Source organism: Kocuria turfanensis, assembly GCF_001580365.1.
In the GTDB taxonomy this organism is placed as follows: domain Bacteria; phylum Actinomycetota; class Actinomycetes; order Actinomycetales; family Micrococcaceae; genus Kocuria; species Kocuria turfanensis.
Window position 1 is genome coordinate 1,360,842 of sequence record NZ_CP014480.1, and the last position, 25,144, is coordinate 1,385,985.

Annotated in this window: 26 protein-coding genes; 10 read left to right on the plus strand and 16 right to left on the minus strand. The window is 74.7% G+C overall.

The window, feature by feature from the left end; all coding sequences use genetic code 11:
* Positions 1-30 precede the first annotated feature (30 nt).
* A complete protein-coding gene (locus AYX06_RS06260; RefSeq protein WP_062735035.1) occupies positions 31-840 on the minus strand; it encodes an alpha/beta fold hydrolase in 810 nt (269 codons plus the stop codon).
* A 232-nt stretch (positions 841-1,072) separates the two neighbouring features.
* Between AYX06_RS06260 and dhaK the strand changes: the two genes are divergently transcribed.
* From dhaK to AYX06_RS06290, 6 genes are all read left to right on the plus strand, one after another.
* On the plus strand, positions 1,073-2,074 hold the full coding sequence (dhaK, locus tag AYX06_RS06265; RefSeq protein WP_062735036.1) for a dihydroxyacetone kinase subunit DhaK: 1,002 nt from the start codon (positions 1,073-1,075) through the stop codon (positions 2,072-2,074).
* A complete protein-coding gene (gene dhaL / locus AYX06_RS06270) occupies positions 2,074-2,706 on the plus strand; it encodes a dihydroxyacetone kinase subunit DhaL (RefSeq protein WP_062735037.1) in 633 nt (210 codons plus the stop codon). The genes dhaK and dhaL overlap by 1 nt, the downstream gene beginning before the upstream one ends.
* Complete coding sequence (gene ptsP, locus AYX06_RS06275; protein WP_062735038.1) at positions 2,703-5,159, plus strand: phosphoenolpyruvate--protein phosphotransferase; 2,457 nt, start codon at positions 2,703-2,705, stop codon at positions 5,157-5,159. Before dhaL ends, ptsP begins: the two co-directional genes overlap by 4 nt.
* A 121-nt stretch (positions 5,160-5,280) precedes the next feature.
* A complete protein-coding gene (locus AYX06_RS06280) occupies positions 5,281-6,258 on the plus strand; it encodes a 1,4-dihydroxy-2-naphthoyl-CoA synthase (protein WP_062735039.1) in 978 nt (325 codons plus the stop codon).
* A gap of 39 nt (positions 6,259-6,297) precedes the next feature.
* Positions 6,298-7,449, plus strand: a complete 1,152-nt coding sequence (locus AYX06_RS06285; RefSeq protein WP_062735040.1) for an AMP-binding protein — start codon at positions 6,298-6,300, stop codon at positions 7,447-7,449.
* Positions 7,450-7,571: 122 nt separating this feature from the next.
* Positions 7,572-8,453, plus strand: a complete 882-nt coding sequence (locus AYX06_RS06290; protein ID WP_062735041.1) for a 1,4-dihydroxy-2-naphthoate polyprenyltransferase — start codon at positions 7,572-7,574, stop codon at positions 8,451-8,453.
* Between the two features lie 15 nt (positions 8,454-8,468).
* On the opposite strand, the gene AYX06_RS06295 is transcribed toward AYX06_RS06290, so the two are convergent.
* Positions 8,469-8,756, minus strand: a complete 288-nt coding sequence (locus AYX06_RS06295) for a DUF4229 domain-containing protein (RefSeq protein ID WP_062735042.1) — start codon at positions 8,754-8,756, stop codon at positions 8,469-8,471.
* Between the two features lie 81 nt (positions 8,757-8,837).
* Here AYX06_RS06295 and AYX06_RS06300 point away from each other — a divergent pair, with 81 nt between their 5' ends.
* The gene (locus AYX06_RS06300; protein WP_062735043.1) at positions 8,838-9,308 is read left to right on the plus strand and encodes a PLDc N-terminal domain-containing protein; all 471 of its coding nucleotides are present in this window, start codon (positions 8,838-8,840) and stop codon (positions 9,306-9,308) included.
* Positions 9,309-9,439: 131 nt separating this feature from the next.
* Positions 9,440-9,658, plus strand: a complete 219-nt coding sequence (locus tag AYX06_RS06305) for a hypothetical protein (protein ID WP_147017454.1) — start codon at positions 9,440-9,442, stop codon at positions 9,656-9,658.
* A gap of 170 nt (positions 9,659-9,828) precedes the next feature.
* Here AYX06_RS06305 and ccsB read toward each other — a convergent pair whose 3' ends face one another.
* From ccsB to AYX06_RS06365, 13 genes are all read right to left on the minus strand, one after another.
* Positions 9,829-10,902 carry a c-type cytochrome biogenesis protein CcsB gene (gene ccsB, locus AYX06_RS06310; RefSeq protein ID WP_062735045.1) on the minus strand — a complete coding sequence of 358 codons (1,074 nt, stop codon included), beginning with the start codon at positions 10,900-10,902 and terminating at the stop codon, positions 9,829-9,831.
* Between the two features lie 13 nt (positions 10,903-10,915).
* On the minus strand, positions 10,916-12,652 hold the full coding sequence (gene resB / locus AYX06_RS06315; protein ID WP_232319404.1) for a cytochrome c biogenesis protein ResB: 1,737 nt from the start codon (positions 12,650-12,652) through the stop codon (positions 10,916-10,918).
* Between the two features lie 44 nt (positions 12,653-12,696).
* Positions 12,697-13,458 (minus strand): cytochrome c biogenesis CcdA family protein, encoded by a 762-nt coding sequence (locus tag AYX06_RS06320; RefSeq protein ID WP_047804692.1) that lies wholly within the window; start codon positions 13,456-13,458, stop codon positions 12,697-12,699.
* Positions 13,455-14,075 (minus strand): TlpA family protein disulfide reductase, encoded by a 621-nt coding sequence (locus tag AYX06_RS06325; protein WP_062735046.1) that lies wholly within the window; start codon positions 14,073-14,075, stop codon positions 13,455-13,457. The genes AYX06_RS06320 and AYX06_RS06325 overlap by 4 nt, the downstream gene beginning before the upstream one ends.
* A gap of 54 nt (positions 14,076-14,129) precedes the next feature.
* Positions 14,130-14,801: a histidine phosphatase family protein gene (locus AYX06_RS06330; protein WP_062735047.1), complete on the minus strand. Its 672-nt coding sequence runs from the start codon at positions 14,799-14,801 to the stop codon at positions 14,130-14,132.
* 50 nt (positions 14,802-14,851) lie between these two features.
* The gene (locus tag AYX06_RS06335; RefSeq protein WP_062735048.1) at positions 14,852-15,115 is read right to left on the minus strand and encodes a glutaredoxin family protein; all 264 of its coding nucleotides are present in this window, start codon (positions 15,113-15,115) and stop codon (positions 14,852-14,854) included.
* A 108-nt stretch (positions 15,116-15,223) separates the two neighbouring features.
* Positions 15,224-15,322, minus strand: coding sequence for a 30S ribosomal protein bS22 (locus AYX06_RS19190; RefSeq protein WP_005504750.1), 99 nt, complete (start codon positions 15,320-15,322; stop codon positions 15,224-15,226).
* 161 nt (positions 15,323-15,483) lie between these two features.
* The gene (locus AYX06_RS06340) at positions 15,484-16,302 is read right to left on the minus strand and encodes a FadR/GntR family transcriptional regulator (protein ID WP_062735049.1); all 819 of its coding nucleotides are present in this window, start codon (positions 16,300-16,302) and stop codon (positions 15,484-15,486) included.
* Between the two features lie 114 nt (positions 16,303-16,416).
* Positions 16,417-17,757, minus strand: coding sequence for an NADP-specific glutamate dehydrogenase (gene gdhA / locus AYX06_RS06345; RefSeq protein WP_062735050.1), 1,341 nt, complete (start codon positions 17,755-17,757; stop codon positions 16,417-16,419).
* A gap of 34 nt (positions 17,758-17,791) precedes the next feature.
* On the minus strand, positions 17,792-18,391 hold the full coding sequence (locus AYX06_RS20165; protein ID WP_062735051.1) for an ArsR/SmtB family transcription factor: 600 nt from the start codon (positions 18,389-18,391) through the stop codon (positions 17,792-17,794).
* A gap of 89 nt (positions 18,392-18,480) precedes the next feature.
* Positions 18,481-19,692 (minus strand): acetoin utilization protein AcuC, encoded by a 1,212-nt coding sequence (locus tag AYX06_RS06355; protein ID WP_062735052.1) that lies wholly within the window; start codon positions 19,690-19,692, stop codon positions 18,481-18,483.
* A 99-nt stretch (positions 19,693-19,791) separates the two neighbouring features.
* Entirely contained in the window at positions 19,792-20,496 is a 705-nt protein-coding gene (locus AYX06_RS06360) for a potassium channel family protein (RefSeq protein WP_062735053.1), read from the minus strand.
* A gap of 72 nt (positions 20,497-20,568) precedes the next feature.
* A complete protein-coding gene (locus tag AYX06_RS06365) occupies positions 20,569-22,008 on the minus strand; it encodes a TrkH family potassium uptake protein (protein WP_084271478.1) in 1,440 nt (479 codons plus the stop codon).
* 127 nt (positions 22,009-22,135) lie between these two features.
* Between AYX06_RS06365 and AYX06_RS06370 the strand changes: the two genes are divergently transcribed.
* Both AYX06_RS06370 and AYX06_RS06375 read left to right on the plus strand, forming a co-directional pair.
* Complete coding sequence (locus tag AYX06_RS06370) at positions 22,136-23,548, plus strand: TrkH family potassium uptake protein (protein ID WP_147017452.1); 1,413 nt, start codon at positions 22,136-22,138, stop codon at positions 23,546-23,548.
* Positions 23,541-24,209: a potassium channel family protein gene (locus AYX06_RS06375; RefSeq protein ID WP_047804683.1), complete on the plus strand. Its 669-nt coding sequence runs from the start codon at positions 23,541-23,543 to the stop codon at positions 24,207-24,209. The genes AYX06_RS06370 and AYX06_RS06375 overlap by 8 nt, the downstream gene beginning before the upstream one ends.
* 77 nt (positions 24,210-24,286) lie before the next feature.
* On the opposite strand, the gene proC is transcribed toward AYX06_RS06375, so the two are convergent.
* A complete protein-coding gene (gene proC / locus AYX06_RS06380; protein WP_062735054.1) occupies positions 24,287-25,123 on the minus strand; it encodes a pyrroline-5-carboxylate reductase in 837 nt (278 codons plus the stop codon).
* Positions 25,124-25,144: the final 21 nt, after the last annotated feature.

The window sequence follows — 25,144 nt, forward strand, 5'->3', positions numbered from 1 at the left end:
GACGGACGGCAGGAGCGGACGGCGCGGGGCTCAGGCCTCCGTGTGCGCCAGGAACCCGCGCAGCACCTCGACGAACTTCTCCGGCTCCTGCGAGTGCACCCAGTGGCCGGCCTCGCGGATCGTCACCCGGTGCGTCCGGGGGAACAGCCGGCGCATCTGCGGTGCGTGCTCGTCACGGACGTAGTCCGAGCGCCCGCCGGCCACCCAGAGCACCGGCCCCTCGTAGACGGCCTCCCCGGTGTCCGGGAAGCCGCCGATGGTGTCCAGGCTCGACCGCAGCAGCTCGAGGTTCGGCTCCCACGACAGCCCGTCCGGGCCGCTGCGCAGGTTCTGCAGCAGGAAGCTGCGGGTGGTGTCCCACGGGATGGGCTCCTTGAGGGCCTCGTCCGCGTCCGAGCGGCGTTCCACGGCCGTGAGGTCCACGGCCGCCAGGCTGTCCAGCAGGTGGGCGAACTCCCCCTCGCCGCCCCCGGACCGGGTGGGCGCGATGTCGACCACGACGAGCCGGGAGACGAGCTCCGGGTGGCGCAGCGCCAGCACCATGGCCACCTTGCCGCCGAGGGAGTGCCCCACGACGGCGACCGGCCCCTCCGCGGCGAAGTCCTCCCGGAGGGTCTCGGCCACGGAGTCGGCCATCTGCCGGTAGTCCACCCGGTCCGTCCACCCGGACCGGCCGTGGTTGGGCAGGTCCACCAGCAGGCTGCGGTAGTCCGGTCGGAGGTCCTTGGCGATCCGGGTGAAGTTCTTGCCCCGGCCGAACAGGCCGTGCAGGAAGACGATGCGGTCGCCGTCGTCCCCGACGCGGGTCGTGTGCAGGGTGCTCGTCCGGAAGTCAGCCATCCTCCGAGCTTAGGGTCTCGGCCGCCGCAGGCCCGCACCGCCGCAGGCCCGGACCGCCGGAGACCCGCACTGCGGGAGGACAGCGCGGGCCTCCGGGGCATGGTCCCCGGGAACCGGGGCACGCGGCCGGACGCCCACGGGGCGGTGCTCCCGTCACGCGCCGTGGACTCAATGCCCCACAGTCGCCCCGAACTGTTGTCACGGCCACCGGCGGAGTGGTCCGATAGTGCACATGAAGAAGCTCATCAACGACCCGGCCGATGTCGTCCGGGAGGCCCTGCTGGGCATGCAGGCGGCGCACGGGGACCGCCTGCGCGTCGACCACTCCAACCGCGTCGTCTTCCGCGCCGACGTCCCCCGGCGCGGCAAGGTCGGGCTGGTCTCCGGCGGCGGCTCCGGGCACGAGCCGATGCACGGCGGGTTCGTGGGCCCGGGCATGCTGGACGCCGCCTGCGCCGGCGAGGTGTTCACTTCCCCGGTGCCGGACCAGATGCTCGCCGCGACCCTCGGCGTCGACGGCGGCGCCGGCGTCCTGCACATCGTGAAGAACTACACCGGCGACGTCATGAACTTCGAGATGGCCGCCGAGCTCGCCGCCGAGAACGGTGTCGAGGTGGTCTCGGTCGTCACCGACGACGACGTCGCGGTGCAGGACAGCCTGTACACCGCCGGACGCCGCGGTGTGGGGGTGACCGTGCTGCTGGAGAAGATCGCCGGTGCGGCGGCCGAGGAGGGCCGTCCGCTCTCCGAGGTCGCCGACCTCGCGCGGCGGGTCGACGAGCAGGGGCGCAGCATGGGCATGGCGCTCACCTCGTGCACGGTCCCGGCCGCGGGCCGGCCCACGTTCGAGCTCGGCGAGAACGAGATCGAGGTCGGCATCGGCATCCACGGCGAGCCCGGACGCGAGCGGCGTCCGCTCGCCCCCGCGCGGGAGGTCGCGGCCATGCTCGTCGAGCCGGTCCTCGCCGACCTGCCCGCGGCCGACGGCGCCCCGGTGATCGCGTTCCTCAACGGCATGGGCGGCACGCCGCTGATCGAGCTGTACATCATGTACTCCGAGGTGCAGCAGCTGCTGGAGAAGGCCGGCGTCCCGGTCGCCCGCAGCCTGGTCGGCAACTACATCACCTCGCTGGAGATGGCCGGCTGTTCCGTGACCCTGCTGCGCGCGGACGACGAGCTCGTCCGCCTGTGGGACGCCCCGGTCAACACGCCCGGCCTGCGCTGGGGCATCTGATGCCCGAGGTCACCGCCGAGGGTCTCGAGCGCTGGCTGCGGAGGTTCGCCGACGTCGTCCACGACCACGCCGCCGAGCTGACGGAGCTCGACTCCGCCATCGGCGACGCCGACCACGGCAGCAACATGGACCGTGGCATGCGCGCGGTCGTCGGCGCGCTGGACGACGGCGCCGCCGGCGCCGCCGACGCGATGCTGAAGAAGGCCGGCATGACCCTGGTCAGCACCGTCGGCGGGGCCAGCGGCCCGCTGTACGGCACGTTCTTCCTGCGGGTCGGCGGCGGGCTGGCCGGGGGGCAGGCCGTCGACGCCGCCACGCTGGGCCGGGCGCTGCGGGCCGGGCTGGAGGGCGTGGTCGCCCGGGGCAAGGCCGAACCGGGCGACAAGACGATGGTGGACGCGCTGGTGCCGGCGCTCGACGCGTACGACGCGGCCGTGGCCGGGGGCGCCGGCATCGCCGAGGCGCTGTCCGCGGCGGCCGACGCGGCAGAGGAGGGCTGCGCCGCGACGATCCCGCTCGTGGCGCGCAAGGGCCGGGCCAGCTATCTGGGGCCGCGCAGCGCGGGCCACCAGGACCCGGGCGCCACCAGCACGGCGCTGCTGCTGCGCTCCGCCGCCGACAGCCTGCCGTGATCGGCATCGTCGTCGTCTCGCACAGCCGGGCGCTGGCCGAGGCGGCCGTCGAGCTGGCCTGCGAGATGGTCGACGAGCGCCCGCCGATCGCCCTGGCGGCGGGCGCGGGCGACGGGTTCGGCACGGACGCGGCCGCGGTCGCCGAGGCCATCACCGCCGTGGACTCGCCGGACGGCGTGCTGGTGCTCCTCGACCTCGGCAGCGCCGTGCTCAGCGCGGAGATGGCACAGGAGTTCGTCCCGCCCGACGTCGCCGAGCGGGTGCGCCTGTCGCCCGCTCCGCTCGTCGAGGGACTGGTCGCCGCCGTGGTGACGGCGGCCACCGGCGCGCCGCTGGACGCGGTGCTCGAGGAGGCCGGCCGCGGCCTGGCCGCCAAGCAGGTCCACCTCGGGGAGGCGGCGGCCCCGTCCGCGTCCGGGACGCCGGCGCCGCCCGCGGTGCCCGAGGTCGTCGCCGAGCTGCCCGTGGACACCCCGCACGGCCTGCACGCGCGCCCGGCCGCCCGGCTGGTCGGGCTCGTGCGGGCCGCCGACGCCGCCGCCGCGGTCACGAACCTGCGCACGGGCCGCGGGCCGGTCGACGCCCGCAGCCTCTCCGGGCTCGTGACGCTCGCCGTCCGGCAGGGCGACCGGCTGCGCTTCGAGGCGTCCGGACCCGGCGCCGAGTCGCTGGCCGAGGCGGTGCGGGCGCTGGCCGCGGACTCCTGGGGCGACCGGCCCCCCGAGCCGGCAGCCCCCGCGGCCCCCGGGTCGGCGGCTCCGGCGGACGTCGCCCTCGGCCCGGCGGTCGTGCGAGGCGGCGCGGTCGACCTCTCCGGCTACCGGCCGGGCGACCCGGCCGAGGAGCGGCGGCGCTCGGACGCCGCCGTCGCCCGCGCGCTCGCCGAGCTGGCCGCCCTGCGCCGGTCCGCCGCCGGAGGCCCCGGCCCCGCGGGCGCCGTCCTCGAGGCCCACGAGGCCCTGCTCGCCGACCCCGAGCTGACCGGCGCCGTGGCCGCCGACATCGCCGCCGGCGCGTCCGCGCCCACGGCGTGGGGGGACCGGCTCGCCGCGCTGGGCGGGGAGCTCGAGGCGATGGACGACCCCTACCTGCGAGCGCGCGCCGAGGACGTCCGCAGCGTGCGGCAGCGGGTGCTCGCCGCCCTGGCCGGACCCGGCGTCCCCGACGAGGCGGTCCCGGCGGACGGCCCGCCCGTGGTCCTCGTCGTGCGGGAGCTCGACGCCGCGACGGCGGCGACGCTGGACCCGCAGCGGGTCGCGGGCGTCGTCACGGTTGCGGGCGGGGACACCGGCCACGGCGTCCTGGTCGCCCGCTCACGCGGCATCCCGGTGTACCACGACGCCGGGCCGGCCGCGGCCGCCGTGGCACCCGGCGCCGTCGTCGGCTTCGACGCGCGGGCCCGGCGGTTCGTCGTCGACCCCGGCGAGGACACCCGGCGCTCCCTCCGCGAGCTGTCGGCCGCCCGGGCCGCCGAGGCCGAGCGGGTCCTGGCGCGGGCCCACGAGCCGGGCGCGACCGCGGACGGCCACCTGGTGCCGGTGCTCGCCAACATCACGACGCCCGCCGACGCCGGCCGGGCCGTCGCGTCCGGCGCGCAGGGGTGCGGGCTGCTGCGCACCGAGGTCCTGTTCGGCCACCTGGACGACGCCCCGTCGGTCGAGGCGCAGGCGGCCGCGTTCGCCGGGATCGCCGAGGCGTTCGCCGGGCGGCCCGTGACCGTCCGCACCTGGGACGTGGGCGGCGACAAGCCGCTGCCGTTCCTGCCGGCGCCCACCGAGGCGAACCCGTTCCTCGGCGAGCGCGGGCTGCGGCTCATGCGGCGGGCCCCGGAGGTGCTCCTCGACCAGCTGACCGCGATCTGCCGGGTGGCCCGGGACCACCCGGTGCACGTCATGTTCCCGATGGTCAGCACCGCCGAGGAGGTGGCCTGGGCGCTGGAGCGGCTCGACGAGGCGGCCGCGGCGGCCGGCGGCCGTCCGGCGGGGATGCGGGTCGGCGTCATGATCGAGGTCCCGGCCGCGGCCCTGGCCGTCCGCCGCGTCGCGCAGGGGCTCGACTTCGTGAGCATCGGCACCAACGACCTCGCGCAGTACACGATGGCGGCCGAACGGGGCAACACCGCGGTCTCCGCGCTGGCGGACGCCCGGCATCCGGCCGTGCTCGACCTGGTGGCCCGGGTGTGCGCCGATGTGCCCGAGGGCACGCACGTCGCGGTGTGCGGCAACCTCGCCGGCGACCCCGCCGCGGCGGTGATGCTCGCCGGGCTGGGCGTCGAGGAGCTCAGCGTGGTGCCCACCCAGGTGGCGCTCGTCAAGGCGCGGCTGCGGGACGTGACCCTGGCCGGCGCGCGGGATCTCGCGCGGCGGGCCCTGGCCTGCGGGTCCGCCGACGAGGTGCGTGCGCTGCTGGCGGGCGCTGCCGGCCCTGCGGGCACGGACCGGACGGGACGCTGACCGTGCCCGCCCCGGCCCGGCCGTGGCCCGGGCCGAGGCCTCCCGTCCGCCACGGCACCGGCCCGGAGGATCCGGGGGCCCGGCTCGGGGCCGGCGGGAAAGGCCCCGTAGACTCGGACCCGTGACCGACGCGACCCCGACCCCTGCCGGCAACCACCTCCCCGAGCGGGTCTCCGAGCTCTTCGACCCGGCGCAGTGGCGCACGGTCGAGGGCTTCGAGGACCTCCGGGACCTCACCTACCACCGCGGCGTGGAGCGGGACGGCGACGGCGCCGTGCTGCGCGACCTGCCGTGGGTGCGGATCGCCTTCCACCGCCCGGAGGTCCGCAACGCCTTCCGCCCCGGCACCGTGGACGAGCTGTACCGCGCCCTCGACCACGCACGGATGAGCTCCGACGTGGGCGCCGTGATCCTCACCGGCAACGGCCCCTCCGCCAAGGACGGCGGCTGGGCCTTCTGCTCCGGCGGGGACCAGCGCATCCGCGGCCGCGACGGCTACCGCTACGCCGGCGGCGAGACCGCCGAGTCCATCGACCCGGCCCGCGCGGGGCGGCTGCACATCCTGGAGGTGCAGCGGCTGATCCGCACGATGCCCAAGGTGGTGATCGCCGCGGTCCCCGGCTGGGCCGCCGGCGGAGGCCACTCCCTGCACGTGGTCTGCGACCTCACGATCGCCTCCCGCGAGCACGCCCGGTTCAAGCAGACCGACGCCACGGTGGGCTCCTTCGACGCCGGCTACGGCTCGGCCCTGCTCGCCCGCCAGGTGGGGCAGAAGTTCGCCCGGGAGATCTTCTTCCTCGCCCGCGAGTACGACGCCCAGCGGATGCTCGAGATGGGCGCGGTCAACGAGGTCGTCCCGCACGCGCAGCTGGAGGACGCGGCGGTCGCCGCCGCCCGGGACGTGGCCGCCCAGTCCCCGCAGGCGATCCGGATGCTGAAGTTCGCGTTCAACCTGCCCGACGACGGCATGGTCGGCCAGCAGGTCTTCGCCGGGGAGGCGACCCGGATGGCGTACATGACCGACGAGGCCGTCGAGGGCCGCGACGCGTTCCTGGGCAAGCGGGACCCGGACTGGTCCGGCTTCCCGTACTACTTCTAGGCCGCGGTCCCGGCCGGCAGCACGAGGAGGAGGGCCGTGATGGCCGAGCTGATCGTTCCCGACGACGCCGTGGTCCTCGACGGCCCCGTGGCCGACGACCCCCTGCGGCTGCTGTCGCCGCTGACCCGGGCGCTCGGGCGGGCGGGACCCGCCGTCGTGGTGCGCACCTCCGGGTCGACCGGCCGCGCCAAGCGCACGGTGCTCACGCGGGACGCCCTCGCCGCGTCCTCCATGGCCACCGCGGTGCGCACGGGCGCGGTGGGCCAGTGGCTGCTGGCCCTGCCCGTCCACTACGTCGCCGGGCTCCAGGTCCTGGTCCGCTCCCTCTACGCCGGGACGGACCCCGTGGCGCTGGACCCCGCCGCCCGCTTCACGCCGGAGGCCTTCGCGGCGGCCGCCGAACGGCTGGAGGACCCGGTGCGCTTCACCTCCCTGGTCCCCACCCAGCTGCAGCGGATCCTGGAACCGGAGTCCGGGCCCCGCAACGGGGACGCCGTCTCGGCCCTGAAGAGCTTATCCGCGATCCTGCTGGGCGGCTCGGCGGCCTCCCCGCGGCTGCTCGCGGCCGCCCGGGAGGCGGACCTGCGCGTGATCAGCACCTACGGCATGTCCGAGACCTGCGGGGGCTGCGTCTACGACGGCGTGGCCCTGGACGGGGTCTCCGTGCACGTCGAGCAGGACGGCGGGCGGCCCGGCACCCCGCCCGCGCCGGGGCCCGGGCGGATCTGGCTGGGCGGGGCGGTGGTCGCCGCCGGCTACGCCGGGGACCCGGAGCAGACCGCGCGGCACTTCCACGAGGCCGCGGGGACCCGCTGGTACCGCACGGACGACCTCGGGGAGCTCTCCCCGGGCGGCGTGCTCTCGGTGCACGGGCGGGTCGACGACGTCCTGAACACCGGCGGGGTGAAGGTCTCCGCGGGGCGGGTCACCGCCGTGCTGGACCGGCACCCGGCCGTGCGCCAGGCGCTCGTGCTGGGCGTGCCCGACCCCGAGTGGGGCCAGGCGGTGGGCGCCGCCGTGGTCGCGGCCGCGGGCACCGACCGGGCCCGGCTGCGCGCCGAGCTCGCGGAGGCGGTGCGCGCCGAGCACGGGAGCGCCGCCGTGCCCCGCCGCTGGGCCTGGCCGCAGGAGCTGCCGATGCTGCCCACCGGCAAGCCGGACCGCGCGGCGGTGGCCCGCCTGCTCGGTTGAGCCGGGCGGGCCCCGCCCGGGACCGTGACACAATGGTGGGCGGCCCGGGCCCCCACCGCGGTCCCCCACTCCGCGCGAGACGCATCGCGGCCGCGCGGGACACATCGTGACGGAGGTAGCCCGTGGCCACGCCAGCCCAGTGGATCGAGGGAGCCCGGCTCCGGACGCTGCCCATGGCGGTGGCCCCGGTCGTGGCCGGCTCCGCAGCGGCCCAGGCCCTGCACTCCTTCGACCCCGTCCGCGCGGTCCTCGCCCTGCTGGTGGCCCTCTTCCTGCAGATCGGCGTGAACTACGCCAACGACTACTCCGACGGCATCAAGGGCACCGACGACGTGCGGGTCGGCCCGCTGCGGCTGACCGGCTCCGGGGCCGCGGCCCCCGGGCAGGTGAAGGCGGCGGCGCTGCTGTGCTTCGGCCTGGGCGCGCTCGCCGGCGCGGCCCTGGTGGTGCTCAGCCGCCAGTGGTGGTTCATCCCCGTGGGGCTCTCCGCCGTGCTCGCCGCGTGGGGCTACACCGGCGGGAGGACCCCGTACGGGTACCGGGGGCTCGGCGACGTGTTCGTGTTCGTCTACTTCGGGCTCGTGGCCGTGCTCGGCACCACGCTGACCCAGGCCGGCGCCCTCAACCTCGAGGCGTGGGTCGCGGCCCTGGCCACCGGCCTGATCGCCACCGCCCTGCTGATGGCCAACAACATCCGGGACCTGCCCGGGGACCGGGAGGTCGGCAAGCGGACGCTGGCCGTGCGGCTGGGCGATCCGCCGGCCCGGGTGGTGTTCACCGCCGAGATCGCCGTGGCGTTCGCGCTGGTGCTGTTCCTGGTGCCGGGCAACCCGTGGATGCTCGTCGTGCTGCTGCTCGTGCCGCTGGCGCTGCCGCCGGTGGCCACGGTCCTGCGGGTGCAGGACCGCCGCCAGCTCATCCCCGTGCTGAAGCAGGTCGGGGTGCTCAACGTGGGGTGGGCCGTGCTGTTCTCCCTGGCGGTGCTGCTGCAGCAGTGGCTGTGAGCCCCCGCTGAGCGCTCAGACCTCGCGCCCGTCCTCGCGCAGCTTCCGGTCCACGTAGGCGTCCTCGACCTCCTGGTCCTCGAGCGCCACCCGGTTGCGGGGCCGCGGGGAGCGGGCGACCCACCGGCGCAGCTCCTCCCCCGCGGCCGTGTGCAGGCGCGGGAAGAACAGGTAGGAGACCGCGAAGGACGCGGCCACGGCGGCGATCCCGGACAGGATCAGCCCCGCGCCCAGCCACATGCTGAGCAGGAAGACCAGCACGAGGAGGCCGAAGCGGAGCAGGGAGTACTTCAGGAAGTTCACCCCGCCAGTCTACCGAGCCGACCTGGAAGATCTCCCCGGGCGCTGAGCTGGCGCCCAGGCAACTCCCCTACGATTGTCGGCATGGGCAGAGCCATCCTCATCATCGGCGCAGCCGCACTGGCGGTGGGCGTCATCGTGTACTCCCTCATCGAGTGCGCCCGGACCGACAGCGCCGCCATGCGCGGCCTCCGCAAGGGGGGCTGGATCGCGGTGATCGTCCTCCTCCCGCTGCTCGGCGCCCTCCTGTGGCTGTTCCTGGGCCGCCCCCGGGGCACCGCGGACTCCTCCGCCCCCGCGCGCGGGAAGGGCCCGGACGACGACCCCCAGTTCCTGCGCAACCTCGAGGAGCGCCGCCGGCAGCAGGAGCAGGCCGAGAAGCTGCGCCGGTGGGAGGAGGAGCTGCGCCGCGGCGACGGGTCCACCGGCGGGCGCCCCGGTCCGGCCGGGCCCGGGAACGGCTCCCCGGGCGGCTCCCCGGGCGGGTCCTCGGCCGGCCGCGCCGACGACGCCTCCGACGACTCCCCCGGCAAGAACCGGCCGCCGCGCGACTGACCTCCCCTCCTGACGGCGGCCGTCCCGGCGGCGCTCGACCAGGCCGCCCGGTCCGGGACGGGCGGGGCTCCGTGCGGGCCCGCACGCCCCCGGCACGGGCACGCGCACGCCGCGCTCCGCCCGCGCGCACGGTGATGCAGCCGCTGCTGCTGGTGACGGCCGTGGCCGGTTCGGCGGGGCTGGGCCTCGCAGCCCCCATGGCCGGGCCCGCGGCCGTGCCGACCCCGGGCACGTTCGCGCTCATGCTCGGCCCCGTGGCCGCCGGGGCGCTGCTGGTGCGCGCCGGCCTGGAGCTCACCCGGCCCGTGCCGGCCGCCGTGGCGCGGACTCCCGCCCGCGCGGTGGCCTGAGCGCTCCGGGAACACCACGGCCCGCGCCGGCGGTCGTGCCGGTGCGGGCCGTGGTGCAGGAGCCGCCGTGAGCGGGCCCCGCTGCGGGAGCGGTGGAGAGCGGGACGCGGAATCCGGTCCGTGGAATCGGCGCCGTGGAGTCCGCGCCGTGCCGGGAGCGGCCGGGCGGCTCAGACGCCGGCGTAGGAGTGCAGGCCGGCGAAGAGCGTGTTGACCACGGTGAAGTTGAAGATGATGCACAGGTACCCGGCGATCGACAGCCACGCCGAGCGGGTGCCGGTCCAGCCGCGGGTCGCGCGGGCGTGCATGTAGGCGGCGTAGACCACCCAGATCACGAACGTCCAGACCTCCTTGGTGTCCCAGCCCCAGTACCGGCCCCACGCCTGCTCGGCCCAGATGGCCCCGGCGGCGAGGGTGAAGGTCCAGAAGGCGAAACCGACCGCGTTGAGCCGGAAGGAGAGGTTCTCCAGCGCCTGGGCGGACGGGACCATCCGCAGGACGTCCATGCCGGGGGCCTGCCCGGCCAGGATCGCCCGCTCGCGCCGGGCCTGCAGCAGCTGCAGCACGGCCATGGCGAAGGTGATGGTGAACACGCCCGAGGCCGCCACCGCGATGGACACGTGGATCACCAGCCACCACGACTGCAGCGCCGGCTGCAGCGGGCCCACGGGCGTGGGGAAGCCGATCGTCGCCGCGCAGAGCATGATCACCACGAGCCCGGAGACGAGGGTCCCCACGAAGCGCAGGTCCCGGGCGAGCAGGGCCAGCAGGTAGACCCCGGCGACGACGAGGGCGCCCGTGGTGCAGAACTCGTACATGTTGCCCCAGGGCACCCGGCCCGCCGCGAACGCCCGGCTCAGCACGGCGGCGGCGTGGACCAGGAACGCGAGGACCATGACGGCCACGGCCACGCGCGCCGCGGGTCGGCGCTCCCCGGTGTAGCGCATCTGCTCGTCGGCCACGTGCTCGGCCAGCGCGGACCGGGCGTCCGTGCGGTAGCCGCGCCCGCGGTGGCCCGCCCCGTGCCCGGCCCGCGGGTCGGCGGGCTCGGCGGCGTCCTGCGCGCCCGCCCGGGCCGCGGCGGCGCCGACGAGCTGGCGCTCCTCGGCCTCGGCCGTGCCGCGCAGGGCCTTGGAGTGGGCGGCCATGTCCCACGCGAAGGCGACGAAGCTGACCAGGTAGGTCATGGCGGCCAGGAGCATGAACAGCTCGCTCCAGGCGCCCAGGGTCTCGTTGACGGTCATGCCGCTCATCCTCTCACTCGTTCCCGGACGCCGGCTCGGAGCCCGCCCGGGCGGGGGCGGGCCCCGCGGTCTCCCGGTCCCGCACACCGGCGGACTCCCACTGCCCGGTCCACAGCTCGCCCAGCCGCTCGGCCTCGGCCGTGAGCCGGGGGTCCTCGCCGCGCGCCAGCAGCCCGTACTCGAGCACCGTGCAGGCCCGGCCGTCCTCGTCCGTGCCCCGTGCCGCCCGCACCCAGACCCGGCGGCGGGAGATGAACAGGGACATCAGCAGGCCCGTGAAGGCCAGCACGAAGGAGACCAGGGCGCCTGTCTTGCCGGGGTCGTAGTGGACGTCCAGGCCCACGTAGCGCTTCACGTCGAGGAACTCCACGGTCCCCTTGCCGTCGGGCAGCTCGTGCACGGGGTTCGCGGCGTCGAGGGTGATCGCGCCGTTCTCGTTGGTCATGGCGTTGAGCTCGGTGAGCTGCTCGACGTCGAGCACGTACACGTTCTGCGGGGCGCCGGTGTCCAGTCCCAGGTCGCCGTGGTAGGCGGAGAGGATCAGCCGGGGGTTGGCCAGGCCCGGGTCCACCGAGCGGGGCATCTCCCCCTCCCCGCCGACGGCGGTGGGCAGGAGCAGCCCCACGAAGCCGAGCTGGTCGGGGCGGGCGTCCGGGACCTTGAGCACGAGCGAGGAGGTGTACACGCCGTCGGAGGGGACGGTCACCACGGGGCCCTCGAAGGCGACGTCCCCGTTGCCGTCCGTCACCCGGATCACCGGGGCGTAGCCGTTGCCCACGAGGTAGCTCTTCACGCCGTTCACGTTCAGCGGCTGGTTGACCTTCAGCACCTCCTCCCGCGGCTCGGCGCCGGGCTCGTCCTGCACGGTGACCTCGGCGGTGAAGTCCAGCGGCGCCCCGTAGTTGCGCGGGTTGGTGGTGTCCCGGTTGAACTCGGCCTCGAAGCGGTCGAGCCGGATCGAGAACGGCTCCAGCCAGTCGGCGTCGTAGTTGGTGCCGGGGGTGAAGGAGTCGTAGCCGATGAGGGTGTTGACGAAGGACTCGCCCTCCACGACCACCCGCTGGCCCTTGTAGCCGAACAGGGACCCGACGGCCACGGAGACCAGCACGCCCAGCAGCGCCAGGTGGAAGACGATGTTGCCGACCTCCTTCCACATCCCGCGCTCGGCGGCGACCGAGGGGGCGGCCGAGCCGGCGTCCCGCACCGCGACCCGGTAGCCGCGCTTCTTCAGCAGCCGGGCCGCGTCGGCGACGACGTCGTCGGGGGCCGGGGCCTCGGCGCCGTCGCGGCCGCCGAGCGTCAGCGCACGGTGCTCGGGCAGCCGCTCCAGCCGCCGCGGGGTGCGCGGGGGCTCGGCCCGCCAGGCCCGCCAGTGCTTGGCCGCGCGCGGCAGCACGCAGCCCACGAGGGAGACGAACAGCAGGATGTAGACGGCGGAGAACCAGGCCGAGGAGAACACGTCGAAGAACTGCAGCCGGTCCAGCCACTCCCCCAGGACCGGGTTGTTGTCCAGGTAGTCCTGCACGGCCGCCGGGTCCTGGATCCGCTGCGGGAAGATCGATCCGGGCACCGCCGCGACGGCCAGCAGCAGGAGCAGGAACAAAGCGGTGTTCATCTTCGTGAGCTGCGTCCACGCCCACCGGGCCATGCCGCGGGGCCCGAGGGCCGGGAGCTCGGCGTCGGAGGAGCGCCCGCGGGGCGGCTCCGTGGGCGCGGCAGGACCCGACGAGGGAGGCGCTGGTGTGCTCATGCCGGTCTTTCTGTGGTCGGGGCGGGACGGGGTGCCGGAGGGGCTCAGATCGGCATCACCCAGTCGGTGACGAGCTCGGCCTGCACCCAGGACACGAACGCGGTCCACGCCCCCGTCATCATGAGCAGCCCGACCAGGACGAGGAGGCCCCCGCCGGCGCGCTGGATGGTGAGGCGGTGCCGTCGGAAGAAGCCCATGGCCCCCATGCCCCGGCGCAGCGCCAGGGCCAGGAGGAGGAAGGGCACCCCGAGGCCCAGGCAGTAGGCCACCGTGAGCACGGCGGCCTTCCCGGCCGAGGCGCCGTCCACGTACACGAGGGCCTGCACGGCGGCGAACGTCGGGCCGATGCAGGGCGCCCAGCCGAGGCCGAAGGTGACGCCGAGCAGCGGGGCGCCCCACAGGCCGGGCGGGGGGCGGCGCTCGATCTTGCGGTCCCGCTGGAAGAACGACACCCCGCCGAGGAAGACGACGCCCATGAGCACCACCAGGGCGCCGAGCACCACGGTGATCCAGCTCTGCCCCAGGAACCAGGCGTAGGCGCCCAGCTGGGCGAGCAGCACGGACATCAGCAGGAACACGGCCGAGAAGCCGAGCACGAACAGGCTGATCCCGGCCAGCACCCGGCCGCGGCGCTGGTCCTGCAGGTCCGCGCCCGTCAGGCCCGTCACGTAGCCCAGGTAGCCGGGCACGAGCGGCAGCACGCACGGGGACGCGAAGGAGACCAGCCCGGCGAGCAGTGCCACGGGCAGGGCGACGAGGAGGGAGCCGTCGAGGACGATCTCGGCGAACGGGTTGCCGGCCGTCATGCCGCTTCGGCCACCGTGTCCTCGAGCAGGGTCTCCAGCACGGAGCGCTCGGCGATGCCGAGGATGCGGGCGGCCACCCGGCCCTCGGCGTCGAGGACCAGCGTGGTGGGCACGGCCTGCGGGGGCACGTAGGCGCTCAGGGCCATCAGCACGCCCCCGTCCTTGTCCTCGAAGGAGGGATAGGGGATCTCGAAGGTGCGCTCGAACGCCTCCGCGGTGGCCTGCTCGTCGCGCAGGTTCACGCCGTAGAAGGCGGCCCGGCCGTCGAAGCGCTCGGCGAGCTCCCGGAGGTCGGGGGCCTCGACCCGGCACGGGGCGCACCCGGCGTACCAGAAGTTGAGCAGCGCGGGGGTTCCGCGGAGGTCCTCGGCCGAGACCACGGTGCCGTCGAAGAGGGTGCCCTCGAACTGCACGGGCTCCCCGCGCTCCCCGGCCGCGTACTCCGAGACGGTGCCGTCGCCGGCGATGTAGCCCTTCTGGTCCCCGGAGTTGGCCTGCTGGGCCAGCGAGTCCTCCTCGGTGCACCCGGCGAGGGCGAGCCCGAGGACGCCCAGGCCCGCGAGCGAGAGCACGCGGCGGCGGGACGGACGGGAGGAGGGCGAGGGACGGGAGGTCACGGACGGATCACCTGGTGCTCTGGACGGGACGGGGACGGCGGCGGCGCCCCGCCATTATGAACCGGGAAGCTGGTTGACCCCTGGATAGTAGACGGCGGCGGGCTCGCGGTACTCGACCCGGGGCGGGCGCCCGGCGTCGAGGTCGTCGAACACGAGCGAGGTCAGGGAGGCCAGGTTGCACTGCCGCCGGCGCGGGTCGTGCGGCAGGGGACGGCCCTCGGCGGAGCGCCGGGCCAGCCAGATCGGCAGCTGGTGGGAGACCACCACGGCCTCGGCGCCGTCCCCGCCGCGCTCCACGGCGGTGCGCCCGGCCTCCAGCACGGCCTCGGCCATGCGGGCCACCTGCCGTCGGTAGGGCTCCCCCCAGGAGGGGCGCAGCGGGTTGCGCAGGTGGGGCCAGTGCCGCGGCTTGAGCAGCTCGAGGGCGTCCACGTGCAGGCCCTCGAAGTGGTTGGGGGCCTCGATCACCCGCTCGTCGGGGTGCACCGGCAGCCGCAGCTCCCGCGCCACCGGCGCGGCGGTCTCCCGCGTCCGCTGCAGCGGGGAGGAGACGAGGTGGACGATGCGCGAGCCGTCGCCGACCCGGCGGACGAGGTCGGCGGCGGCGGCCTCGGCCATCCGCGCGCCCAGCTCGGTGAGGCCGTAGCCGGGGAGCCTGCCGTAGACGATGCGGTCCGGGTTGAGGACCTGGCCGTGGCGCAGCAGGTGGATCGTCGAGGAGGGCATGCTCCCATGCTCCCAGACGGGCGCGCCGGCCCCCAAAACGGGGGCCCGGCTCAGCCGGCCAGGCGCTCGCGCAGCAGCCGGGCGAGCCGGCGCTCGTCGATCTGCCAGAAGTCGCGTGGCACGCCGTCGACGAGCAGCACCGGGATCTCCTCCGCGTGCCGGCGGGCCAGCTCGGGGTCGCCGTCGACGTCGACCTCGGCCCAGCCCAGGCCCAGCGCGGAGGTGACCCGGTCCACCGACGCCCGGGCCGCCTCGCAGAGGTGGCACCCGGGGCGGGTCAGCAGGGTCACGGCCGGGGGCGTCGGGGAGCTCATGGGTCCATGCTACGGCCCGCCCCGGCGCCTCCGGGCCGCGTCCCGGCAACGCCGCGGGGCCGCCGTCCCCGGGAGGACGGCGGCCCCGCTGGCGGTGTCAGCGCCGGGTCACTTCTTGTTGCGGCGCTGGTGACGGGTCTTGCGGAGGAGCTTGCGGTGCTTCTTCTTGGACATGCGCTTGCGGCGCTTCTTGATCACTGAACCCATAGGATCCCTCGCATCTTTATGTCTCGGTGGTGTTCCCCGGGAACTCCGCGACAGGCGGGAACCGGGGTGCCGGCCCTCGGACGGGAACGGCCGGGCAAACGTTCACTGACACCCTACCGTCTCGCAGGGAAATTGCCGTATTCGTCCCCGGTGGACGGCGCTCAGGCGCTGCGCGGCACCTCCGACGGGCCGCCGGGCTCCTCCGCGGCGCGCACCGGCAGCTCCCCCGTGGCGACGGGCACGGCCGGGTCGGCCGGCGCGTCCGGGGCGGGGCCGGGGGTGCGCTGCTCCTGGTCGGGGTCCACGCCGGCCTCGCGGTACTGGTACTCGATGTGCTCGGCGACCAGCCGGGCCGCGAGCCTGCGGTCGCCCGCCTCCACGGCGGAGTAGATCGCCTGGTGCTCGGCGCGCAGCCGCTCCGAGGTGGCGCTCCACAGGGGCACGTGGCCCACGAGGGCCATCGTGTACTCGTAGATCGAGTCCCGCAGCGAGGACATCAGGGCGGAGACCACCGAGTTGCCCGCGGTCTTGCACAGCGCGATGTGGAAGCTCACCTCGAGGTGGTGGAACTCCTTGAGCGAGAGGTCGTCCCGGCCCATCTGCTCGAGCAGCGCCCGCAGCTCGGCCATGGCCGGGTGCCGGGGGTCCGAGCGCTCCAGCGCCCAGGTCTCGAGCAGCACCCGGGTCTGCACGATGTCCCGCAGCGGGTAGTCCGAGGTGGCCATGTGCAGCTGCAGGGCCGGACCGGCGGAGGCCGCCGGCTCCCGGACCAGCATGGGCAGGATCGACTTGCGCGGCCCGTCGAAGAGACGGACGATCCCCTGCGCCTCCAGGGTCTTGAGCGCCTCCCGCATGTTGTTGCGGGACACGCGGTGGATGGCCGCGAGGTCGCGGTCCGAGGGCAGTTGTTGGCCCAGCACGAGATGGCCGTCGAACAGCTCGTTCTCCAGCCACTGCAGGACCTGTCGATGCGTTGCCATAGTCTCCAGGGTAGGTCCCCCGCGGCCCGCCGTGGGGCGGTCGCGGGTCCGGACGTGTCGGAAGTGCGGACGGGTGGGACCGCCGGGCCCGGCCGGAGCCGGGCCCGGCGCGGATCAGATGAGGCCCTGGGCCATCATGGCGCCGGCCACCTTGACGAAGCCGGCGATGTTGGCGCCGGCCACGTAGTTGCCGGGCATGCCGTAGTCCTCGGCGGTCTCGGCGCACCGGTCGTGGATCGACGTCATGATCTGCCCGAGCCGCTCCTCCGTGTAGCCGAAGGTCCACGAGTCCCGGGACGCGTTCTGCTGCATCTCCAGCGCGGAGGTCGCCACGCCGCCGGCGTTGGCCGCCTTGCCGGGGCCGAAGAGCACCCCGGCCTCCTGGAACATCCGCGTGGCCTCGCCGGTGGAGGGCATGTTGGCGCCCTCGGCCACGGCCACCACGCCGTGCGCCAGCAGCTTCTTGGCGTGGGAGCCGTCCAGCTCGTTCTGGGTGGCGCACGGCAGGGCCACGGTGCCGGGGACGTCCCACACGGAGCCCTTGGCGATGAACCGGGCGCGCCCGCCGCGGCGCTCGGCGTACTCCGAGATCCGGCCGCGCTCAACCTCCTTGATCTGGCGCAGCAGCTCCAGGTCGATGCCGTCGGGGTCCACCACGCAGCCGCCGGAGTCGGAGGCGGTGATCACCGTGGCCCCCAGGTGCTGGGCCCGGGCGATGGCGAAGGTCGCCACGTTGCCGGACCCGGAGACCAGCACCGTCTGCCCGTCGAAGGACTGCCCGCGGGTGCGCAGCATCTCCTCGGCGAACATCACGGTGCCGTACCCGGTGGCCTCGGTGCGCACGAGGGACCCGCCCCAGCTCAGCCCCTTGCCGGTGAGCACGCCCGACTCGTAGCGGTTGGTGATGCGCTTGTACTGGCCGAACAGGTAGCCGATCTCGCGCCCGCCCACGCCGATGTCGCCGGCCGGGACGTCCGTGTACTCGCCGATGTGGCGGTAGAGCTCGGTCATGAAGGACTGGCAGAAGCGCATGATCTCCGCGTCGGAGCGCCCGCTGGGATCGAAGTCCGAGCCGCCCTTGCCGCCGCCGATGGGCATGCCGGTGAGGGCGTTCTTGAAGATCTGCTCGAAGCCCAGGAACTTCACGATGCCGAGGTAGACGGACGGGTGGAAGCGCAGTCCGCCCTTGTAGGGCCCCAGCGCGGAGTTGAACTCCACGCGGAAGCCGCGGTTGATGTGCACGCGGCCCTCGTCGTCGGTCCACGGGACGCGGAAGATGATCTGGCGCTCCGGCTCGCAGATCCGCTCGAGCACCGCGGCGTCGAGGAACTCGGGGTGCCGGGCCACCACGGGGCCGAGGGAGTCGAAGACCTCGTCCACCGCCTGGTGGAACTCCACCTCACCGGGGTTGCGGGCAAGGACGGCCTGACGGATGGGATACAGGTCCTCGTGCATGGTGCTCCTCGTGCTGGTCGGAAGGGTGGGCCGGTCACCGCCGCGGGTGCCGGGGCCGGCGGCGCAGGCCGGGCAGGCCGGCCAGGAGGTCCGCGGCGCGGGCCCCGGCCCCTCGGGCGGGGCGCCGGGGCGTCCCGCCGGCGGGACGCCCGGCCGCGGACGGGTCGGATCCGGGTGGTTCGGACATGAGCAGTTCGGGGCCCGGTTCCCGGAGGGCGGGGGCGGTGACCACCAGCTCCTCCGGAGCGCCCGTGACGGGTTCGTCCGCCGCGGCCGTGTGGGCACCGGGCGTTCCGCCGGGTGCCGGCGCGGTGGGCGCCGGTGCCGCCGGTTCGGGCGCGGTGGGTTCCGGAGCGGCCCGCTGCTGGACCGCGTCGCCGGTGACCTCGTGGATCCAGTGGGTCACCTCGGCGAGGGGCTCGGGCCGTACGGCGTACAGCCGCCGCTGCCCTTGTGCCTCCATGGACACCATACCGGCCTCGCGCAGGATCTTCAGATGCTTGGAGACGGTGGGCTGGGAGACGCCCAGCTCCGCCACGAGGTCCCCCACGGGTCGCTCGCCGTCCTTGAGCACGGTGAGGATCCCCCGCCGGGTCTTGTCGGCGATCACCGCGAACACGTCGTTGTTGCCCATCCGATCACTGTAAACGCGTTGGCGGGCGGCACCCGGCAGCGGCACGTCCGCCCTGCTCCCCCGCCCGCCGGCAGCCGGGGGCTCGGGGCTCAGTCGAACCACGGGTCCAGCCCCCACTGCGGGAAGATCTCCTTGCGGGTGGCCATGATCGTGCGGTCGGTCTCGTCGTTGGGGTCGAAGCCGACCTCCCACGAGCGCCACCACAGGTCCACCTCGTCGCCCATCACCCGCGGCGCCTCGGCCCCGTAGCGCTCGCGCACATGCTCCCGCCACGGCTGCGGCACCGCCGCGCCCACGTCCACCGGGTGCCCGGCGGCGATCGCGACCAGGTGCGTCCAGGACCGGGGCACCACGTCGTGGCAGTTGTACCCGCCCCCGCCCGTGGCGATCCACCGGCCCTCGCACAGTTCGTCGGCGAGTCCGGCGAGGGCGACGGCGGTCTGCCGCTGGGCGTCCACGCTGACCCGCAGGTGGGTGAGCGGGTCGGCGAAGTGGGAGTCGCAGCCGTGCTGGCTGACCAGCACCTCCGGCGCGAACTGGCGCAGCAGCGGCGGGACCACGGCGTCGAAGGCCCGCAGCCACATGGCGTCGTCGGCGGTGGCGGGCATGGCGACGTTGACGGCGTACCCCTCGGACGCCCCCCGGCCCGTCTCGTTGGCGAAGCCGGTGCCCGGGAACAGGGCCAGGCCGGTCTCGTGCAGCGAGATGGTGAGCACCCGGGGGTCGTCGTAGAAGATCGACTGGGTCCCGTCCCCGTGGTGGCCGTCGACGTCCACGTAGGCCACCCGCTGGACGCCCTGTTCCAGCAGGTGCCGGATGCCCACGGCGCAGTCGTTGTAGATGCAGAAGCCGCTGGCCCGCTCCGCGTGGGCGTGGTGCATCCCGCCCCCGAAGTTCACGGCGCGCACCGCGTCCCCCGCCAGGAGGGCCGCGGCGCCCTGGTAGGTGCCGCCCACCAGCCGGGCGCTGGCCTCGTGCACCCGCGGGAAGGCCGGGGTGTCCTCGGTGCCGAGCCCGCACTCGGGGATCTCCAGGGAGGGGTCCGCGCCGACCGCCCGCACCGCGTCCAGGTAGTGCTGGGGGTGGACGAGGCGCAGGACGTCGTCCGGGGCGACCTCCGGGGCCTCCACGGTGACGTTGGCCCGGCGGTCGAGGCGGAACTCCTGGACCAGGCGGTACGTGAGCTCGAGCCGGGAGGGGTGCATCGGGTGGTGGGGCCCGAAGTCGTACTCGAGCAGGGCGGGGTCCCAGAACAGTCGCGTGGGGTGCGGGGCGCCGGGCCCGGATGTAGCAGGAGTCACACGGCCATTAGACCACTCGCGTCGTCGCCCCGCGCCGGACCCCCGGTGCCGGGGCCCTTTGTGTCCGCCCGGACCGCGGGCCGGATCCGGTCGGCCCGGTCAGTCGAGGTCGCTGAACGCCTGCACCTTGCGGGTGGGCCCGATGACGAGGACCTGGTCGTTCTCGTACAGGACGGTCCCCGGTTCGGCCGGTTCCCAGGACTCCCCCGGGCGCCGCACGGAGACCACGGAGACCCCGTGGGCCCGGCGGAGGTTGAGCGCGTCCAGGGGGCGCTGCTGGACCGCCTCGGGGGCGGGGCAGCGGATGAGCGCGAAGCCCTCGTCGATCACCACGAAGTCGAGCACCCGGCCCTGGATCAGGTGGGCGGAGCGCACGCCCATGTCGTGCTCGGGGCTGATCACGTGGTGCACCCCGAGCTGCTCCAGGATCTCGGCGTGCGGGCCGGTGATGGCCTTGGCCCAGATCTCCGGGTGGCCGAACTTCAGCAGCCGGGAGGCCACCAGGATGCTGGCCTGCACGTCCGAGCCGATCCCGACGACGACCTTGTCGAACTCGTCGACCCCCAGCTGGCGCAGCAGCTGCTCCTGGGTGGCGTCCGCGCGCACCACGGCGGTCAGCTGCCCGTTGAGCTCCTGGACGACGCCCTCGTCGGTGTCGACGCCGAGCACCTCGGCGCCGTTGCGCATCAGCTCCAGGGCGAGGGCGGCGCCGAAGCGGCCCAGGCCGATCACGGCCACCGTGCCCGGTGGCCGGCGGCGGCCGGAGGGGTGACGAGCGGTGGTGGCCGGGCGGGTGGGGAACATGCGGGGACCTCCTGGAGGCGTCGGGGCGGGCCGTGGGGCCCTGCGGTGCCGGGCGGGGCGGGGGTGGTGGGATCAGCCGATCAGCGGGCGCTCCTCGGGCAGCTCGTAGAGGGCCCTGCGCGGCCGGGCGGCCATGGCCGTGGCCACCGTGATGGGCCCCAGCCGCCCCAGGAACATCAGCGCGATCAGCACCCCCTGGCCCGCCGGGGACAGGGCGGCGGTGATCCCGGTGGACAGGCCCACGGTGGCGAAGGCGGAGATCACCTCGAACAGCAGCCGGTCCAGGCCGATGTCCTCGTGCAGCAGCATCAGCACCATCGTGGCGGCGGCCACGGCGCCCAGCGCCAGCACGACCACCGTGGTGGCCTGGCGCTGCACCGAGCGGGACAGCCGCCTGCCCAGCACGTTGACCGCCGCGCCGCCGGTGACCTCCGTGTAGGCGATGCAGCCCAGGACGACGAACGTGGTGACCTTCAGGCCGCCCGCGGTGCCGGCCGGCCCGCCGCCGACGAGCATCAGCAGGTCCAGGCCCAGCCACGACACCGGGTGCATGGCGGAGACGTCGATGCTGTTGAACCCGGCGGTGCGGGCGATGGTGGACTGGAAGAAGCCGGCCAGCAGCTTCTCGTCCGCCCGCATCGGGCCGAGGGTGGCGGGGTTGGCCCACTCCACGGCGCTCAGGAACACCGTGCCGGCGCTGAGCAGGACCACGGTGGCGAGCAGCACGATGCGGGTGTTCATGCTCCACCGCCGCGGCCGGCGCCACTCCCGGCGCAGCTCGTGGAGCACCGGGAAGCCCAGCCCGCCCAGGACCACCGCGGCGATGAGCGGCAGGTTGATCCAGGGGTCGGTCGCGAAGTCCATGATGGACAGCGTGTACAGGGCGAAACCGGCGTTGTTGAACGCCGAGACGGCGTGGAACACCCCGTGCCAGACGGCCTGTCCCGCCCCATAGCCGTAGCCGGCGGCGAAGCGCAGGGCGAGCGCGGCGGCCACGAGCGTCTCGACCACCAGGGTGGTGGCCAGGACGCGCAGCAGCACCCGGCGCATGTCCCCGTAGCCGGGGCTCTTCGTCTCGGCGGAGCTCATGATCCTGGCCGTCAGCCCGAGCCGGCGGGCCAGCAGGATCCCGAGCACGGTCGCGAAGGACATCACCCCGAACCCGCCGATCTGGATCAGGGCCAGGACGACGGCCTGCCCGAACGGGGTCCAGTAGGTGGGGGTGTCCACCACGATCAGCCCGGTCACGCACATCGCCGAGGTCGCGGTGAAGAAGGCCTCCATGAAGGAGGCCCCGCCGGGGCCCACGCGGGCGACCGGGAGCAGCAGCAGGACGGTGCCGGCGACCAGTGCGGCCGCGAAGGCGCCGACGATCAGCTGAGCGGTGCGCTTCGGAGTGACCTCCCGCGGGTCGGTGCTCCTCCGGGACGCCCGGGGGCGCCTGCGGCGGGGCCTGGAGGCGTGGGTCAGCCGGCGCACCCGGGCCCGCAGCAGGGCCTCTTCCAAGGGCATGGGCGATAACCTACACCCGCGGCGCGGCACGCCGCGCCGGCGCGGGTGGGATACTGTCTCGGGCCGGGGCACGCGCCGCGGCCGACGCCGTCCGGGCCGGGCGGTGCGGACATCAGGAGGAGGGCCCGTGAGCAACCTGCAGCACCGGTCCTGGGTGTCCCGCGAGGAGCGGGGCCGCTTCTGGCTGCTCACCTCGCTGCGCGACCTGGTGGACCGGATCGCGGCCGGCTCCCCGGCCCGCCTCGCCGTCATCTCCTTCGCCGCGGTCGTGACCGTGTTCTCCTTCCTGCTGTGGCTGCCGGTCTCCTCCGCGCCCGGGGTGGACACGGCGCTCGAGGACGCCGTCTTCACCGCCACCTCCGCCGTCACCGTCACCGGGCTGACCACGGTGCCGACCGCCACGAACTGGTCCTTCGTCGGCCAGTTCGTGATCCTGATCGCGATGCAGATCGGCGGCCTGGGCACCCTGACCATGACCTCGATCCTGGCCCTGGCGATCGGCCGCAAGCTGGGCCTGAAGTCCCGGCTGATCACGCAGGAGGCGCTGAACATCGGGCGCCTCGGCGAGGTCGGCTCGCTGCTGCAGGTCATCGTGGTGATGTCCGTGGTGATCGAGGGGATCCTGGCCGCCGTCCTGACGATCGGCTTCCTGCTGGTCGGGGAGCCCTTCCTCACCGCCCTGTGGCACGGGGTGTTCTACGCGGTCTCCGCCTTCAACAACGGCGGGTTCACCCCGCACTCGGACGGGCTCGTGCCCTACACGGACGCGGCCCTGATCCTCCTGCCCATCGCCCTGGGCGTCTTCCTCGGCTCGCTGGGGTTCCCCGTGGTCCTCGTGCTCCGGCAGACGGGTCTGCGCTTCTCCCGGTGGAACCTCAACACGAAGCTGGTCGTGGTGACCACCACGGTCCTGCTGTTCGTCGGCTGGGCGCTGTTCCTGGCCTTCGAGTGGTCCAACCCGGACACCCTGCAGGGGCGGCACGTGACGCAGAAGGTCTTCGAGGGGTTCTTCCACTCGGTCATGGTCCGCTCCGGCGGCTTCAACCTGGTGGACATGAACAGCCTGGAGCCGGTCACCCTCCTCATGACGGACGCGCTGATGTTCGCCGGCGGCGGCCCCGCGTCCGTCGCGGGCGGGATCAAGGTCACCACGCTCGCCGTGGTGTTCCTCGCGATCCTGGCCGAGGCCCGCGGCGACCGGTCGGTCATCGCGTTCTACCGCACCATTCCCGAGGACGCCCTGCGCATCGCGATCTCGGTCATCATGATGGGCGCCACCGTGGTCCTGGTCGGCTGCGGGATCCTCGTGGAGGTCTCCGAGGAGCCCCTCGACCGGGTGCTGTTCGAGGTGATCTCCGCCTACGCCACGTGCGGGCTGAGCGTGGGCCTGTCCGGGGAGCTCCCGCCGGAGGGCAAGTACGTCCTCGCCGTCATCATGCTCGTGGGCCGCATCGGCACCACCACCGTGGCCGCCGCCCTGGCCCTGCGCTCGCGCCGCCGTCTGTACAAGTACCCCGAGGAAAGGCCGATCATTGGCTGACCGTTCGTCCCACAGCGTTCCTGTCCTGGTGATCGGTCTCGGCCGCTTCGGCACGGCCACCGCCCTCCAGCTGGCCCGGCAGGGGCGGGAGGTCCTGGGCGTGGAGCGGGACGCCCAGCTGGTGCAGAAGCTCTCGGGCCAGCTCACCCACGTGGTCGAGGCCGAGGCCACCGACATCGACGCGCTGCGCCAGCTCGGCGCCGCCGAGTTCGACTCCGCGGTGGTGGGCGTCGGCACGTCCATCGAGTCCAGCGTGCTGATCACGGCGAACCTCGTGGACCTCGGCGTGAGCCGGATCTGGGCGAAGGCCATCACCCCGGCCCACGGCAAGATCCTCTCGCGGATCGGCGCCCACCACGTGATCTTCCCCGAGGCCGACGCCGGCCGGCGCACCGCGCACCTGGTCTCGGGCCGGCTGCTGGACTACATCGAGTTCGACGACGACTTCGCCATCGTCAAGATGCACCCGCCGCGGGAGGTGCAGGGCTTCACGCTCGGGGAGGCCCACGTCCGCTCCAAGTACGGCGTGACGGTGGTGGGCGTGAAGTCGCCCGGGGAGGACTTCACCTACGCCCGTCCCGAGACGAAGGTGACCTCCCGGGACCTGCTCATCGTCTCCGGGCACGTGGACCTGCTCGAGCGCTTCGCCGCCCGGCCCTGACCGGCCCCCGGCCGGCCGCGGCCCCGGGCGGACCGGCGAAAGGGCACGGCCCGCCCGGGCCGTGGGCGGGGCGGGGCTCAGCCGGCGCTGAACTCCCGGGTCAGCTCCGCGGAGCGGTCGGCCGAGGCCTGCGCGGCCGCGGCGACGAGGTCCTCGAAGCCGTTCTGCTGGAAGGTCGTGATCGCCCGGTCCGTGGTGCCCTTGGGGCTGGTGACGGCCCTGCGCAGCGCCGCGGGGTCGGCCTCGGCCGGGCGCAGCAGCTCACCGGCGCCGGAGACGGTCTCCTTGGCCAGCACCCGGGCGACGTCGGACGGCAGCCCCATCCGCTCCCCCGCCTGCTGCATCGCCTCGGCCAGGAGGAACACGTAGGCCGGCCCGGAGCCCGAGACGCCGGTCACGGCGTCGACCTGGTCCTCGGGGACCTCCACGACGGTGCCGACGGCCTCGAGCACCCGGCGCACGGCGCGGGTCTGCTCGGCCGTGGTGGCAGCACCCGGGGTCACCGACACGACGCCGCGGCCCACGCTCGAGGGGGTGTTGGGCATGGTCCGCACCACGGGCTGGCCGGCGGGCAGGGCCTGCTCGAGCGCGCCGACCGAGATGCCGGCGGCCACGGAGGCCACGACGGTGCCCGGGCGCAGGGCGGGGGCGATCTCGCGGGCGAGCTCGAGGATGCCCACCGGCTTCACGCCGAGCAGCACGACGTCGGCCTCGCGGGCGGCCCGCCGGTTGGCCTCGGGGTCCTCCCCGGTGACGTACGGGCGCACCCCCGTCTCCTCCTGGAGCCGGTGCGCGCTCTCGGCGGAGCGGACAGTGGCCCGGACCTGCTCGACGGGCACGCCGGAGGCCAGCACCCCCCGCAGGATGGATCCGTTCATGGAGCCGCAGCCCAGGAAGGCGAGCACAGGTGTCATGGTCGGTGGGGTCCTCTCGAA